The 14595-nt window shown below is 69.6% G+C and carries 20 protein-coding genes; 8 read left to right on the top strand and 12 right to left on the bottom strand.

The window, feature by feature from the left end; genetic code table 11:
* Positions 1-39 precede the first annotated feature (39 nt).
* Positions 40-1155 carry an alpha/beta hydrolase gene (locus DN771_RS12200; RefSeq protein WP_116997653.1) on the bottom strand — a complete coding sequence of 372 codons (1116 nt, stop codon included), beginning with the start codon at positions 1153-1155 and terminating at the stop codon, positions 40-42.
* Positions 1152-1679, bottom strand: a complete 528-nt coding sequence (locus DN771_RS12195) for a VOC family protein (protein ID WP_116997652.1) — start codon at positions 1677-1679, stop codon at positions 1152-1154. Before DN771_RS12195 ends, DN771_RS12200 begins: the two co-directional genes overlap by 4 nt.
* Positions 1680-1836: 157 nt before the next feature.
* Between DN771_RS12195 and DN771_RS12190 the strand changes: the two genes are divergently transcribed.
* The 4 genes from DN771_RS12190 to DN771_RS12175 all read left to right on the top strand — a co-directional run bounded on the left by DN771_RS12190 (position 1837) and on the right by DN771_RS12175 (position 5584).
* On the top strand, positions 1837-2685 hold the full coding sequence (locus DN771_RS12190) for a GNAT family N-acetyltransferase (protein WP_116997651.1): 849 nt from the start codon (positions 1837-1839) through the stop codon (positions 2683-2685).
* A 541-nt stretch (positions 2686-3226) separates the two neighbouring features.
* Positions 3227-3841 (top strand): class I SAM-dependent methyltransferase, encoded by a 615-nt coding sequence (locus tag DN771_RS12185; RefSeq protein ID WP_162941854.1) that lies wholly within the window; start codon positions 3227-3229, stop codon positions 3839-3841.
* Positions 3842-3955: 114 nt separating this feature from the next.
* Positions 3956-4897, top strand: a complete 942-nt coding sequence (locus DN771_RS12180; RefSeq protein WP_116997649.1) for a phosphotransferase — start codon at positions 3956-3958, stop codon at positions 4895-4897.
* Positions 4898-5098: 201 nt separating this feature from the next.
* Entirely contained in the window at positions 5099-5584 is a 486-nt protein-coding gene (locus DN771_RS12175) for a VOC family protein (protein ID WP_116997648.1), read from the top strand.
* Between the two features lie 51 nt (positions 5585-5635).
* Here the strand turns inward: DN771_RS12175 and DN771_RS12170 are convergent, their stop codons facing one another.
* From DN771_RS12170 to DN771_RS12145, 6 genes are all read right to left on the bottom strand, one after another.
* The gene (locus DN771_RS12170) at positions 5636-6013 is read right to left on the bottom strand and encodes an MmcQ/YjbR family DNA-binding protein (protein ID WP_162941853.1); all 378 of its coding nucleotides are present in this window, start codon (positions 6011-6013) and stop codon (positions 5636-5638) included.
* Between the two features lie 323 nt (positions 6014-6336).
* Positions 6337-6954, bottom strand: coding sequence for an arsenate reductase/protein-tyrosine-phosphatase family protein (locus DN771_RS12165; protein ID WP_116997647.1), 618 nt, complete (start codon positions 6952-6954; stop codon positions 6337-6339).
* Positions 6955-7217: 263 nt separating this feature from the next.
* The gene (locus DN771_RS12160; RefSeq protein WP_116997646.1) at positions 7218-7838 is read right to left on the bottom strand and encodes a dihydrofolate reductase family protein; all 621 of its coding nucleotides are present in this window, start codon (positions 7836-7838) and stop codon (positions 7218-7220) included.
* Positions 7838-8344 (bottom strand): SRPBCC family protein, encoded by a 507-nt coding sequence (locus tag DN771_RS12155; protein WP_116997645.1) that lies wholly within the window; start codon positions 8342-8344, stop codon positions 7838-7840. Before DN771_RS12155 ends, DN771_RS12160 begins: the two co-directional genes overlap by 1 nt.
* 3 nt (positions 8345-8347) lie before the next feature.
* Positions 8348-8698 carry an ArsR/SmtB family transcription factor gene (locus tag DN771_RS12150; protein WP_116997644.1) on the bottom strand — a complete coding sequence of 117 codons (351 nt, stop codon included), beginning with the start codon at positions 8696-8698 and terminating at the stop codon, positions 8348-8350.
* 51 nt (positions 8699-8749) lie between these two features.
* Positions 8750-9142, bottom strand: a complete 393-nt coding sequence (locus DN771_RS12145) for a VOC family protein (RefSeq protein WP_116997643.1) — start codon at positions 9140-9142, stop codon at positions 8750-8752.
* Between the two features lie 87 nt (positions 9143-9229).
* Here DN771_RS12145 and DN771_RS12140 point away from each other — a divergent pair, with 87 nt between their 5' ends.
* Positions 9230-9433 (top strand): hypothetical protein, encoded by a 204-nt coding sequence (locus DN771_RS12140; protein WP_162941852.1) that lies wholly within the window; start codon positions 9230-9232, stop codon positions 9431-9433.
* A 97-nt stretch (positions 9434-9530) separates the two neighbouring features.
* Here the strand turns inward: DN771_RS12140 and DN771_RS12135 are convergent, their stop codons facing one another.
* Positions 9531-10376: a TIGR03619 family F420-dependent LLM class oxidoreductase gene (locus tag DN771_RS12135; RefSeq protein WP_116997641.1), complete on the bottom strand. Its 846-nt coding sequence runs from the start codon at positions 10374-10376 to the stop codon at positions 9531-9533.
* 114 nt (positions 10377-10490) lie between these two features.
* Here DN771_RS12135 and ku point away from each other — a divergent pair, with 114 nt between their 5' ends.
* From ku to DN771_RS12120, 3 genes are all read left to right on the top strand, one after another.
* Positions 10491-11363, top strand: coding sequence for a non-homologous end joining protein Ku (gene ku / locus DN771_RS12130; protein ID WP_116997640.1), 873 nt, complete (start codon positions 10491-10493; stop codon positions 11361-11363).
* Between the two features lie 49 nt (positions 11364-11412).
* A complete protein-coding gene (locus DN771_RS12125) occupies positions 11413-11598 on the top strand; it encodes a hypothetical protein (RefSeq protein WP_116997639.1) in 186 nt (61 codons plus the stop codon).
* 186 nt (positions 11599-11784) lie between these two features.
* A complete protein-coding gene (locus tag DN771_RS12120) occupies positions 11785-12621 on the top strand; it encodes an LLM class flavin-dependent oxidoreductase (RefSeq protein ID WP_116997638.1) in 837 nt (278 codons plus the stop codon).
* 26 nt (positions 12622-12647) lie between these two features.
* Here the strand turns inward: DN771_RS12120 and DN771_RS12115 are convergent, their stop codons facing one another.
* The 3 genes from DN771_RS12115 to DN771_RS12105 form a co-directional block, all read right to left on the bottom strand.
* Positions 12648-12854 (bottom strand): helix-turn-helix domain-containing protein, encoded by a 207-nt coding sequence (locus tag DN771_RS12115; RefSeq protein WP_116997734.1) that lies wholly within the window; start codon positions 12852-12854, stop codon positions 12648-12650.
* A 71-nt stretch (positions 12855-12925) separates the two neighbouring features.
* A complete protein-coding gene (locus DN771_RS12110) occupies positions 12926-13939 on the bottom strand; it encodes a hypothetical protein (RefSeq protein ID WP_116997637.1) in 1014 nt (337 codons plus the stop codon).
* Between the two features lie 46 nt (positions 13940-13985).
* Positions 13986-14549, bottom strand: coding sequence for a GNAT family N-acetyltransferase (locus DN771_RS12105; protein ID WP_116997636.1), 564 nt, complete (start codon positions 14547-14549; stop codon positions 13986-13988).
* Between the last annotated feature and the right edge of the window lie 46 nt (positions 14550-14595).

Here is a 14595-nt window from a genome sequence, read left to right as displayed (position 1 = left end):
GCCGGACATATCGCGACGATCAGCACCGTTGGTTTCGGCTCAGATGCGGGCGTTCACCCAGTCGGCCACGACGTCGGCGACGCGGTCGCGTGCACCCGCCGGCTCGACGAAGTAGTGATCGCCGGGCAGCGTGACGTAGTCCTTGTCCGTCGCGCCGAGCCCTTCGAAGATGGCGTCGGCCTGGCTCGGGAACACGCCGCAGTCGGCGTCGGGCTGCACGAGCAGCGTGGGCAGGTCGATGCGCGGCAGGTGCTTGGTGGCGCTGCAGTCGGAGTCGGTGAGGCTCCACATGTTGAGCCACGTACGGCACGTGTTGGTGGTGCCGATGCCGAACACGCCGGAGTTGGCACGCTTGGGTACGCCCCCGTAGCACCAGTTGGGCTTGCGGTTGGACGGGTCGAGCGTGGGGTCGATCATGCGCAGGTCGGCCCACGTGCGGCTCATCGTGAACACCCGGTCGGAGATGCCGAGGGCGGCGAGGCGGTCGAGCTCGCTGTGGCACCACGCCGTGATGCGGGCGTTGCGGTCGCGTTGGCCGGCCCGGTAGTGCACGACGAACTCGGGCGAGTACGGCGGGCCGTGTTCCGGCGCGAACGGGTCGAGCGTGGGGTCGACGGACGTGATGTCGGACTCGTCGACGACCGAGGCATCCATCCAGTCGGTGAGCACCTCGGGCCGGCCGGGGTGGGCGGCCAGGAACACGAACAGGTCGCAGGGCGGCAGGTCGAGCGCCGCTTCGATGACGTCGCGGTCACGGGCGCCGCGGATGATCGGGCCGCGACTCTGGGAGTGGTATGCGCCCATCAGCGATCCACCACCGGAGTTGCCGAGCAGGACGACCTTCTCGACGCCATGCTCTCGCAGCCAGCGGACGCCGACGGCGATCTCGGCGAGGGCGTGGTCGAGCAGGAAGTAGGCCTCGTTGCCGCGGAAGCGGGTGTTCCAGCCGAGGAACCCGAAGCCGCGGGCGGCCATGAAGTCGGCCAGGTAGTGCTCGGAGAAGTCGACGTTGTAGTGCGTGGCGATGAACGCCGTGGTCGGAGCGGGCTGGCCGGCGGGCGTGTGGTAGAGGCCCTGACACGGGTAGCCGCCGGCGCCGGCGCGGCCGACGACGGGGGAGGGGAGCCCGACGAACTCCCGGTTCACCGGGGTCATACGGTGATCGTCTTGTCCTCGTCGTAGGAGCGTTCGGTGGCGTCGAGCAGCGACAGGGCGCGTTCGGGCTCGGGGGTGAACCCGGGCGTGTCACGGCACATCTCGACCATGATCCCGTTGGGATCGAGGTAGTACAGCGAGTGGCACCAGCCGTGGTCGACCTCCATCAGCGGCTTGATGCCGGCGGCGGTCATCCGCTCGCGGACGGCTTCTTGCTGGTCGACGTCGGCCTTGAAGGCGATGTGGTTCACCCACACCGGCAGGCCGTTGCCCTTGGAGATCTCGCTGCTCCAGCCCTCCTTCTCGCCGACGCCGTGGACGTCGAAGAAGGCGATGCAGTTGCCGTCGCCGAGATCGTAGAACGTGTGGCGGAAGAAGCCGCCGTTCTCGAAGTTCTCCACCTCGGTGTGGACGAGCTTGAACCCCATCAGGTCCTCGTAGAAGCGATGCGTCTCGTGGATGTCCTTGCACGCGTAGGCAACGTGGTGGAGTCCCTGCGACGCCGGCTTGGCGCTGCTCGTCATGGCTACCCCCTGGTTCGATCGGTGCACCGGCGCGCCGGGTGCTGTCGGGCTCGTTCGCGTGCCATGTTACCGCGAACTGAACCTGATGTTAGGTTCTGGTTGCGCCGGCGGTCGAATCGCGGGGCGGCAACGTCGGCGTCGCCGCGATGATGGCCAGATGGCCGTCGACGTCGAGCAGCTGGACGACCCGCACGCGGTGCTGCGGACGGCGGGGGCCTTCCTCGCCGGGGACCCGGTCCGCCACAATCTCATCCTCACGCTGCTCGAGACCCGTGCCCGCGACCCGGAAACAGGCCGCTACTGGGTGATGTCCACCGGTGCCGAGGGCTCGCGGTCGGTGATCGGGGTGGCGCTGCAGTCGCCGACGACCTACGCGGCCACGATCACGCCGATGCCGCGCGACGCTGCCGTGGCAGTCGTCGATGCCGTCGTCGACGCCGGCATCGACGTGCCGGGCGTGATGGGTGAGCCGGCGGCGGCCGCTGCATTCGCCGGGCACTGGACAGAGCGCACTCGCTCGGTCGCCGCGCCGACCGCCGGTCTACGGCTCTACGAGGTGGTCGACGTCATCGATCCCCGCCCGGCGCCCGGTGGTCCGGTGCCCGCCAAGCCGACCGATCGTGAGCTGCTCGTGAGCTGGTTCGAGGCGTTCGCCGTCGAGACGGGGTCGCCCCCGGAGGCGGCCACTGCGGCGGTCGATCGCCGGCTCCCGGCCGGCCACATCTCGCTCTGGCGAGATGGCGGCGAGGCCGTGGCGATGACGGCGGTGTCCGAACCCGTCGCCGGCGTGGCCCGCATCGCGCCCGTGTACACGCCTCGCCGGTTGCGCGGTCGCGGCTTCGCTTCCAACCTCGTCGCCCACCTGTCACGCCGAGTCCTCGACGCCGGGCAGCGCTGCATGCTCTACACCGACCTCGCCAACCCGACGTCGAACGCCGTCTACCGCGCCCTCGGCTACACCGCCGTCGACGAAGCCGTCCGCTACACGTTCACCACCAAATCCTGATTCTCAGCCGTCTCTCGTCGCGTTTCTGCAACCTCAGCAGTACAGGAATCGCTGTGCTACGGCGCGTTGGTCTGCTCCTGAGGCTGGAGTGCCGACGTCGGTCGTCGGTCGCCGGCACCTTGTGGGTGCGACGGGGCGGTTTGGATCGCCGGTTGCGGTTGCCGCACTCTCCGTCACCAACCTCGAGGTCGGCGCGGCTCGTCGGGGATGTTTCGGGGGCTGGATCGTGACGGTTTTCGTCACGATCCAGCCCTGGATCACCGAATGGCACGATCGAGCCCCAGATTCTCGACGTTGTCCAGCGTCCACCCGGCCACTGACGTCGATCACCTCACCGTCGGAGCAGCAGCCGTCACCAGCGACACGGACCGACCTGCGGCGAGGCGCGACGGCCCCGGTCGAAGTGCCGACCCAGCGCGCTCCCCGAGGCCCACCCCGTACGCACTTCCACCGTCCAGAACCCACGAACGCGACAGGAGCGCCCCAAATCGCGACGAATGACGGCTGAGAATGCGAGTTCCGGGGTTCTACGGTGAGGCGGGTGGACGTCGACATCGATCGTGACCTCGTCGCCTACTACGAGGCCGAGGCGCGAGACGGACGCCGTACCGAACAGGGCGAGCTGCGCCGCCGGCTGCGGGCCGAATTCGCCGCGCAACTCGCCGCCGAGCGGCGTGACCACCTCGTCGACGTCGGGGCCGGGCCCGGGCTCGACACGCTGGCGTGGCAACGAGACGGGTACCGCGCAGTCGGCGTCGATCTCGCTCACGCCAACGTCGAGGTGATGCGCCGCGGCGGCGCACCTGCTGTGACGGCGTCGCTGTACGCCCTCCCGTTCCGCACGGGATCGTTCGACGCCCTCTGGACGATGAGCACGTTCGTCCACGTCCCGCACGACCGCTTCGACGCGGCGATCGCCGAGATGATCCGGGTCGTGACACCGGGGGCGCCGCTGGGCATCGGCGCGTGGGGCGGCGTCGACTTCGAGGGCCGCCCCGAGGTCGGCGACCTGCGTCCGTACCGCTTCTTCTCGCTCGCCGCCCACGACCGTTGGCGAGAGATGCTGGCCCGCCACGGCACCGTCGAACGTTTCGACGCCTTCGACGTCGGCGACCGCGGCGGCTGGCACTACCAATTCGCCGTCCTACGTTCCTGACGAATCGGACCGTCGCGACCGCACCGCACCGAACCGGACTACACCGACCGAGCCGGACCGTGAGCGACGGATACCGCCGCCGGGACGGTCGACGCCGGCTGCGACGATGGCCGGGTGCCGGAACGTGTCCACGACGACGAGCCCGACACCGGCGAGACGACCGTGCGGGCGCTGTTGGAGCGCCAGTGTCCCGATTGGGCCGGTCGCCCCGTGACCTACCTCGCCACGTCGGGCACCGACAACGCGATGTGGCGGGTCCACGATCCCCGCGGCGACGTCGTCATGCGCCTGCCGCGGCGGCCCGGCGCCGCTCAGAACATCGACGTCGAGGTCGCCGTCCTGCAGCAGCTGGTGGACTCCCCGCTGACGACGGTGATGCGCACCCCTCGCGTCCGTCACGTCGGGCTGGCCGACCCCGACGTGTTCCCGTTCGGGTGGGCGATCCTCGAGTGGCTGGAGGGTGACGACGCCTGGACCGTGCGAGACACACTGGGCGACGACGAGGAGCGCCTCGCCTGCGACGTCGCGCACGCCGTGCACGCGATCGCCGCCCTCGAGGACATGCCCGTGTCCCGGCGGCGGCCCGGCGATCGCGGTGGTCCGATCGGACCAGTACTGGACGGGATCGAGGCGTGGCTCACCGAGCCACGATGGAACGCGGCGGCGATGATCGACGTCGCCGCAGTGCGCCGAGTGGTGGCAGAGGCTGTGGAGATGAGCGGCGGCGACGGGCCGATCGCAGAGGTGTTCGTGCACGGTGACCTCATCCCGGGGAACCTCCTCGTGAGCGGGGGTCGGTTGACGGCGGTGATCGACTGGGGGAGCGCGGGGATCGCCGATCCGGCCCAAGACCTCGCTCCCGCCTGGTCGCTGTTCGGGGCCCGCGGCCGGCAAGTGTTCGGGGATGCGGTCGGCGCCGACGAGCCGACGTGGCAGCGGGCCCGCCTGTTCGAGGTGCTGCACGCGGTGGGTGGCGTCCTCTACTACGTGCCGCGCGGCCATCCGCTGGGCGACGTGATGTCGCGCACGCTCCACCGGCTCGTCACCGGCGAATGACGGTGCCGGGCGCGCCGAGCCGGTCGCGGATCGTCCCCAAAGTTGGTGACGATCGCCGACATGCTCGTTGCGGCTCGGATGCCACGAGCACGATCTCGCCGGGTCGGACGATGAGTCGCCGGCTCCCGCGTCGTCGGTAGTCGTGACGGCGACGGACCTCGTCGCCGCGTCCACGTCCGACCGCTCACCCGAGGAGTCACGATGCCCACCCTTCGACCGCACCTCTGGTTCGGCAACAACCGGGCGGCGGAGGCCGCCGCGTTCTACGCCGAGCACATCCCCAACTCGTCGGTGACCAAGGTGACGCCGGCACCCGGTGGCCTCGGCGGCCTCGAGGAGGGCGCCGACTTCATCGTCGAGTTCGTCGTCTGCGGCCTACCCGTCGTGGCCCTCAACGCCGGGCCCGAGTTCCACCTCGACGAGGCCTTCTCGTTCTATCTCCTGGTCGACACGCAGGAGGAGGTGGATCACTACTGGGAGCTGCTCACCGCCGACGGCGGCCAGCCCAGCGCTTGCGGCTGGTGCAAGGACAAGTTCGGTGTGTCGTGGCAGGTGATCCCCAAGCGCCTCGAGGAGCTGTCGGGCGACTACACGACCGACGCCAACAAGCGCGTGATGAACGCCATGCTCCAGATGAGCAAGATCGACATCGCCGCCCTCGAACGCGCCAACGCCGACGCCGCCTGACGAGCGTTACGGTTGGTGCCAGGCACCTTCCGTAACGCGCGACGTCGCTCCTCAGACCTCGTAGGCGGCGGCGACCTTCTTCGGCACGCACATCCGCCACGCCTCGACCAGCAGCTCCCGCAGCTCGTCGACGTCGATCGCCGCGAGCCGCACGCACACCCATCGGTACCGCATCTCCGACGGCCGGGGCAGGAAGAACTTGTCCGGCTCCGATGCCACGAGCGCCTCGCGCTCTTCCCTGGAGAAGCCGAACCCCATCGTGGACTCGTCGCGTGAGAACGCGGCGTAGACGATCTGGCCGACACGGAACTTCACCTGGTCGCGCACGAGCGCCTCGTACGAGCGCGGCAACGGGGCGACGATGGCCCGGGCGTCGTCGATCGTCACGCCCACGGTCGGTGCGCCGGCACGGTTGGCAGTCGGGGACATGGGTCCATGGTCGTCCGCACCGCCGCCCGATGCGATTCCCTGCGGGGAATCAGCGCGACGACATGCCATCTGCCGGCCGGCCGCCGAGGCCGTTGGTCCCGTACGACAGAATCGCGAGGTGGACCGCGGTGAGCGCATGCTGATCCCGTGCGATGGCGGGCCCTCGACCAGTCGCCTCGTTCGGTACCCCCCGCCGGTTGAGATCGCCGAGCATGGAGGCACGTACGTCTTGGTCGACGACGGTCCGGTGGAGCACTGGCGATACCAGTTCGTGCCCGCCTCGACCTGATCCACCACCGCGACGCGTCGTGTCCCCGTCAGGTTCAGGGCATCGGCGGACGCGGCGTCCACGGACCGGCGGCCACGAGCTGGTCGATCGCCTGGGATACCTCCGTGACCATCTCGGTGTGGAAGCGCGCCGGCCGGCCGTACGGATCGCTCACGTCGTCTGCGGGATCCGGCCGCAGCATCGCGCTCGCCTGGCGGCCCTGGCCGAGACGCCGGCGCCAGTCCTCGAACGACTCGTCGGAGGTGGGTGCGTCGATAGAGATCGCCCGACGGGCGAGCTCCTTCAGCGTGAACGTGCGTGGCCATGCGCCGGGGTCGAGCGCCACGACGTCTCGCAGGTGCTCGCGCGTCATCGTCACCACGAGATCGGCCCCGTCGGTGCCGAGGATCGAGCGGTCGATGGTGCGCGACGTGTGATCAGCGAGATCGACGCCGACGGCCGCAGCAGCCGAGACGGTCCCGGGGTCCATGCCGGCGGAGTACCGACCCGTGCCGGCCGATGTCACCACCCAGCCGCGTCCGTCGCCGGTGCCCACGCCCTCCAGTGCTCGCGCCAACAGCCGCTGGGCGACGGGGGAGCGGCAGACGTTCGCCGTACACACCACCAGCAGCCGCCGCGGACCCCCACCCGACGACTCGTTCGATCCGACCACGCCGGCAGGTTACCGACGCCTCTCACTCGGCGAACGAACGCTGATCGAGGGGTGTGGATCCGCGGCCAGCCGGAGGCACGCCGAGCGGCCGGGTCTGACCCCTAGTGGTCTGTCGCCGGATTGGTAAGGGTGTCTCGCTTGCTGGATCTCGCCGCTGGCTGCGTTGCTCGTCCTCGAAAGACTGGGTGTATTCCTTCGTCCTCGCGCCTTGCCAGCGACGAGCCCAGCGGCGCGATCCACCTCACCAACTCGACGACAGACCCCTAGCGGTCTCGAACGGTGTAGGTGAGGTGGGTGACCCGGGGCGACGCCACGGTGTCGACGAGCTCGAGGGCGACGCGGGAGGCGTCCACGCCCTCGAACAGCCGGACGCCGGCACCGAAGAGCACGGGTGACAGGGCGATCGTGAACTCGTCGATCAGCCCGGCGTTGAGGTACGACAGGATCGTCTCGCCGCCGCCGGCGATGCGGACGTCGCGGTCGCCGGCTGCGTCCCGAGCGAGCCCGAGCGCGGCCTCGATGCCGTCGTTGACGAAGTGGAACGTGGTCCCGCCCGGCCGCTCCCACGGACCCCGTTCGGTCTGGGTGACGACGAACACCGGCGTGTGGAACGGCGCCTCGTCCGGCCACGCCTGCTCGCCAGCGTCGAAGAGGTGCTTGCCCATCACGCTGGCGCCCGTACGTTCGAACGTCGCCCGGACGATGTCGTTGTCGCGCCCTTCCTCGCCGCCGTCTCCGAGCTTGAGGTTCTCCCGGAAGAACCGCAGCGGGAAGACCCACTGCTGCAGCTCCATCCACTGCTCGCCCATCAGCTCCTCGCTGGACTCAGGGGCGATGTATCCGTCGAGCGACATCGACACGCTAAAGAACACCTTGCCGGCCATCAGCCCGCATCCCCCTTCTCGAGAAGCTCGCCGACGTAGTCCGCGAGATGGCTCAGTGTCTGGTGTCCGCCCTCGACCGCGTGGTACTTCTCGACCGCTTCGTCACGGAGCTGCTTGGTGGGGAAGACCGTGCGCATGTCGATCCTCGTCGCCGAGCCATCGGGCTCGAACGTGAGGACCGTCTCAAAGGCGTTGGGGTCCCCCCGACGTTCGCCATGCAGCATGGCGATCCGTTCCGGCACGGCGATGTCGGTCCACGAGATCCACTCCTGGTAGTCCGTGCCGTCGGGGCCGTGCATCACGAAGTCCCACTCGCCGCCGACGCGGAACTCGAACGACGCCGTCGTCGTCGTGAATCCGTCCGGACCCCACCAGTGCGACAGGTGTCCGACGTCGGTGAACGCTTCGAACACCAACTCCCGAGGGGCGTCGATGACGCGGGAGATGTTGACCTCGCGGTCGGTGGTGTCGATCGTGTCGGGGGCTTGTCGTCTTGTCGTGTTCATCGACTAGTCCTTCTCTTCTTCCTGTCTCTTCTGTCTCAGGTCTTGCACGTAGTTCTCGAGGCGGTCGAAGCTCTCGTTCCAGAACTGCTCGAACCCGCCCGTCCACTCGTGGACCGGTCGCAGCCCGCGGGCGTCGAGGCGGTACAGCGACTGCTTGCCGGACCGGCGGTCTTGCACCAGTCCGACCTCCCGGAGCACCCGCAGATGCTTGGAGGCGCCCGGCTGCGTGATGCCCAGCTCCCGGGCGACCTCGGTGACCGGCCGCTCCCCGCCGCGCAGCAGCGTCAGGATCTGCCGGCGCTGCGGCTCGGCGATCGCATTGAAGACGTCCGACGTCGTCGCAGCCCGTGCCATGCGGAGATCATATGCCCATATCGGCATGCGTCCAACATGCCGTAGCAGGATTCAGGTGGGGCCGAGGAGATCCCAGCGGTTTCCGGCGATGTCGAGGAACACGGCGAGACGCCCGTACGGCTCGCGGCGCGGCTCGGTCACGAACTCGACGCCGGCGGCGGTCATGCGGGCGTAGGCGGCATCGAAGTCGTCGACGCGGAGGAACAGTCCGACGCGGCCGGCGAACTGATTCCCCACGGCGGCGGCCTGCTCCTCGCCGTCCGCTCGGGCCAACAGGATGCCGGTGGTGGCGCCGAGCGGGCGGACGACGACCCATCGCTTCGGTCGTCCGTCGTTGGTCAGCGAGGGGGAGTCCTCGACGAGGTCGAAACCGAGCGCGTCGACGAAGAAGCGGATCGCCGGGTCGTACTCCTCGACGATGACGGCCACGAGCTCGATGTCCACCGGCCAAGCGTAGGGTTCGCCCTGTATCGGCGATGTATGTCCGCCCCGAACTTGCGAACGCCTGTTCGCCGCGCGAGGCTGGTGGAGATGCTCGCGCCACATGAGATCGAGTCCCTCCGACGGTCGGCGGCGATGGCCCCGTTGAAGCCCAGCGACCTCGACCGCCTCTTCACTGCGGCGGCCGAGATGGCGGCCGAACGGGCCGCCATCGCCAAGGTCCTCGACGAGCTGCCCGCGTCGTTCGGCGCCGTTCGCGCCGCCCTCAACGAGCTCAAGCGCATCGTCGGCTGAGCCGACAAGTCCGATCGTCGGCTGAGCCGACAAGTCCGATCGTCGGCTGAGCCGACAAGTCCGATCGTCGGCTGTGTGAGGCAGGCCGGGGGCTGCGTCAGATGCTGGCGACGGCCGCGACAGCTGCGCCCATCAGCGCGTCGAAGTCGGCTTCGCTGGCCCCAGGTCGCGGTGTGGGTACGAGGCGGTGTACCCCGAGCTCGGCGAAGGCGTGCACCGTCTCGTCGGTGAGCTCCACGCGTGGGGTCACGCTGATCTCCAGCTCGCCGAGGTGGTCGGGCCGTTCCACTTCGTCGGCCGCCCGGCGGAGGCCTTCGATCGACGCCGCGGTGTCCTCGGGCTTCTGGGCGAACCCGTACCACCCGTGGCCGCTCGTCACCGCCCGGCGGTACGCCGGCGCGCTGTGGCCGCCGATGACGATCGGAATCGGCTGCTGCACCGGACGCGGGTGGGCGTCGATGCCGGCGAAGTCGCTGAAGCGTCCGTGGTGTTCGGGGTGCTCGTCGTACCACAGGCTCGTCATGGCGGCCAGATGGTCGTCGGTGACGGCGCCTCGTTCGTCGTAGTTGGCGCCGATGGCGGCGAACTCCGGTTGGAGGTAGCCGACGCCGATACCCAACGTCACCCGTCCACCGGACAGCACGTCGAGGCTGGCCACCTCCTTCGCCAGCACGAGCGGGTTGCGCTGGGGAAGGATCACGATGCCCGTGGCGAGGCGGATCGTCGACGTGGCCGCGGCGGCCCAGGTGAGGGCGAGCACGGCGTCGATGCACGGGTCCTGCGGGGCCATCGGCGACGGTGGCACCTGCGGGTCGGGTAAGACGATGTGCTCGCCCGCCCACAGCGACTCGTAGCCGAGCGACTCGGCCGTGCGGGCCACGCCGGCGATGCGCTCCGGCGAGGCGTTGGCCCCGATGTTGATGTTGAACAGGCCGAGCTTCACGCTCGCCAGTATTGCCCAGCCGGTCCCGACAACACTCGGCCACACCGAGAGAGTGCTTGGCTCGTCGGGCGGCGCGGTGGTTCGCGCGTCGGACAGGCAGTAGCGTCGTGACCCATGGCACGCGCACGCGCGGTGTGGACGGGGACGATCGTCGTCGGGCTGGTCCAGGTGCCTGTGCGCCTGCTCACCGCCGTTCGCCACAAGGACATCTCGTTCAACCAGATCGACGAGCGCAACGGCGCCCGCATCCGCTACCGCAAGGTCAGCGAAGCCACGGGCGAAGAGGTGCCGTCGGAGCACATCGTCAAGGGCGTCGAGATCGAGAACCGCGGCTGGGTCGTGCTCGACGACGACGACCTGGCGGCAGTGGCGCCGGCCAAGTCGAAGGAGATCGACGTCTCGGTGTTCGTGCCGGCCGACCAGGTGCCGGCGGTGATGTACGACAAGCCGTACCTGCTGGCGCCGGGCAAGTTCGGCCACAAGCCCTACGTGCTGCTCGCCGAAGCCCTTGCCGAGTCCGGGCGGGTGGCGATCGGGCGGTTTGTGATGCGCCAGACAGAGAACCTGTGCGCCATCCGTTCCGACGGCCAGCGGCTCACGTTGACCACCCTCGTTTTCCCGGACGAGATCGTGAACATTGCCGACGTCGACGACGATCAGAACGTGTCGCTCGACGAGGTGTCGGTCTCCGACCGCGAGGTGGCGATGGCCCGTGGCCTCGTCGATGCGCTGTCGGACGACTGGGAGCCCGCCAAGTTCCGCGACACCTATCGCGGCGAGGTGATGGCGCTGATCACCGCCAAGGCCGAAGGCAAGGCGTTCGTCGCGGCCGATGCGCCCGAACGCGACGACGTGGTCGATCTCGCGTCCGCGCTCGAGGCGTCGGTGGCTGCGGCCCAGGCCGCCCGCCAGCGCCACCCCACGGCCCGCAAGGCGTCAGCCGCCCAGGCCAAGAAGCCGCGCGCCCGCGCCAAGAAGACGGCCTGACGATCCCCATCCCGGCCTAGTCCCGTCGATCGGCGGGTACGCGCCCGGCATGACGAAGCGTGAACTGATCGAACCCCACGAGGGCGACAAGCGCTACGTGCGACGTGACAGCAAGGGCCGGTTCTCCAAGGTCGCCGACGTCGGCCGGTCCCTGGCCCGTGACGTTCGCTCGAAGGCCAAGTCGGTGGTGAAGTCCGGTCAAGGCGACCGGGGCGACCGCCAGAGCAAGAGCTGACGCCTGGCGACCGGGGGGCGCCCACCCCGACGGTGGGCGCCGTTGCGCGCCCGGGTTGGCGTCACCGATGAGTTGTCTCGGCCCGACCCGTCTCCACGTCGTCGAGGTGTGAACGCAGCGTGCTCAGCGGGCTGTCCACCCTCACTGCCCTCGATCAACCCGCAGAGCCCGGCACGGAGGACGACGATGGAGACCGCACGACCCGACACGACATCGACCGCAACCCAGCCGTTCCGGTTCGGGGTCGTTGCGCCGGTGCAGTCCGACCTGACGTCGTGGCGCGAGCAGGTGCCTCGCATCGCCGACCTCGGCTACTCCACGCTGCTGATGCCCGACGTGCCGCGCTGGCAACCGGCGCCCGGACCCACCCTCGCCGTCGCCGCGATGGCCGCCGACATCCGCGTGGGCACGTGGGTATATGCCTCGGCGCTGCACGAGCCGTGGCGCGCCGCGTGGGAGGCGCATTCGCTGACCGAGCTCACCGACGGCCGGTTCGAGATGGGCATCGGCATCGGCCGGCCCGGCATCGAAGACCTCGGTCTGCCGGTGGCCCCACCGACCGAGCGGCTGGCCCGGATTCGCGAGACGGTGCAAGAGCTACGTGACCTCGACGGTCCCGACGTGCACACGCCGCTGGCGATGGCCGTGCGCGGGCCGAAGGCGTTGGCCCTGGCCGCCGAGCTCGCCGACACCGTTGCCATCGCCCTCATGCCCGACGACGAGAGGGCCGAGACCACCCGCGTGGTACAGGCCTTCCGAACCGATCACGACAGTGGCCAGCTCGAGCTGGCGCAGCACGTGGCGGTCGTCGGCGACACGATCGCTCCGTTCATGGCGGGACCAGGCATCGATCCCGCCGCCCTGCGCGCCGCCGACTCGCTGGCGGTGCTCCCCGACGACCCCGCCGCGGTCGTCGAGGAGCTCCACCGTCGCCGCGACGAGCTCGGGTTCTCCTATTTCGTCTTCGGCTCCATCTCCGCCGGAACGCTCGCGCCCGTCGTCGCCGAACTGGCCGGCACGTAGCGGCGCACCGTCTGCCGAGCCGGCGATCAGGCCGCCGGCTCGGCAGGCGAGATGCCCAGGGCGATGCGGTCCAGCGACCCCATGCTCGGCCGGGCCTGGCCCCGCTCGATCTGCGAGAGGAACGGTTGCGACACACCCGCAACGGCCGCGAGCTGCTGCATCGTCATGTTGCGCGCCCGGCGCCATTTCCTGATCGCCACACCGAGCCGAAGGGCGAGCTCGTCCACGGCCATGGCGGCATCGTACCGAGCCGTGCTTCCACCGAACGGGTTTCCGGCCATCGCCGAACACCGGTGATCGATGGTCACCGTCCGAGGAGCCGGCGGATGAACGTAGCGTCGATCGTGCGACGTGGTGGAAGGGGCGGGTGGTGGGAGTTCGACGACAAGTCCACTCCGGGATCGGGAGCAGGACGCGGGTCGCCGAAGACATCGGCGAGCCAGAGCGTGCGCTCGCTGAACCAGTATCGGAGCATCGTCACGTCGCCGTCACCGAGGTCCGAGATGCAGCCTTCGGCGGTGACGAATCCGGCCCACGAGAGATGCACGCCGTCGTACTGCTCGGCGACCGACCGCCAGTCCGGCACGAGATGCCGACCGACGGCGGTCCGTGCCGCGCGCTGGCCCGTGACGCCGAGCAGCGGAGCGACGTCCTGGCGGTGTTGGTTGACGCCGGGCAGCTCCCAACCCGGATGGGGAGCAGCCCGGCGCGGATGGTCGCTCACGAGTCGTGCCCAGTCGGCGGGCCGGCGGATCTCGAAGACGCGAGCCTCGGGCCGTACCGGGAGCCACCACCTCGAGACGGGACCGGTCTCGTACTCCCATGCTCCCAGCATCTCCACCACCGCCTCTGGCGGCGGATCGGCGGAGGTCCAGAGACCACTGAACGTGAACTCGCCCGCGCCGTACACCTCGTCGAGGCGCTCGAACAGCGGCGCGCAGGACTCCAACCAGCCAGCGCCGTCGGTCCACCACAGCTGGCCGGAGCGGTCGAGCGGCGCGTCGAGGTCGTCGCTGAACCGCGTCGCGATCGCCTCGGCGATGGGTACCCGCCGTTGAGCTTGCCGGTAGCCCTCGGCGATCCTGGCGGGTGCGTCGCCGATCCACGGGCCGGCCTCGACGACGACCGCGAAGAGTGCGGCGTCGACGAGGGCGCCGAACGTCATCGATGCGACCGCCTCGACTGTTGCGTCGACCGATTCCCGTTCCGTACCGCGCGCTGTCGGATCTCCCGAGCCGGCGGCGCGCGCCTCGAGAACGTTCAACCAGCACACGCCGAGCGGCGAGGCGAGCACAGAGTCCACGAGATCCTCGTCCACGTCGAGCCCACCGTAGGAGGGGCGGGCCGGTGGTCGATCGTCGAAATCAGTCCGTGGAGGCCGGCGAGATCTGGAGCACGAACTGCCGGCAGACGTACACGCGGTGGTAGCGGGCACGCAGCTCGGCCTCGTGTTCGATCGGTGCGTGGCAGAAGGCGATCACCGGAGCCGACAGCGGCGGGGGAGTCGTGAAGCCGTCGTCGGGCTCGTGGTAGCCCTTGTACACGTGCAGGTACCGGTACTCCTCGGTGAAGCCATTCGCGGTGTACCACCGAAGCGCCGCCTCGTCCTCGCGGGTCCATGCGTCGAGCGTGGTCACACCGGCTGGGAGACGGGCCAGTCCTTCCCGGAGCAGCGCTGTGGCGAGACCGGCGCGCCGGTGGTCGGGATGGACGGCGATGGAGTCGATCGTCGCAGCCGCGCCGTCGACCTCGATGTCGATCAGACCGGCGATGACGCCGTCCACATCGGCGACGAGCCGGATCGCATCCAGCACGAACGGCGTCCGCTCGACCTTGACGTCGTCGTAGTAGGCGGTGTCGAAGAACGAGAGCAGCCGGCATCTGAGCCAGCCGGCCTCGTCATCGTCGTCGTAGTCACGGATGATCATGGGTGCCCTGCATCAGCCTCGCGCGACCGCGTGACGACGCGACGCG

The sequence above is a fragment of the Desertimonas flava genome (genome assembly GCF_003426815.1).
GTDB lineage: Bacteria > Actinomycetota > Acidimicrobiia > Acidimicrobiales > Ilumatobacteraceae > Desertimonas > Desertimonas flava.
The sequence above is the reverse complement of the archived record's forward strand: the minus strand, read 5'-3'. Positions and strand labels throughout refer to the sequence as shown.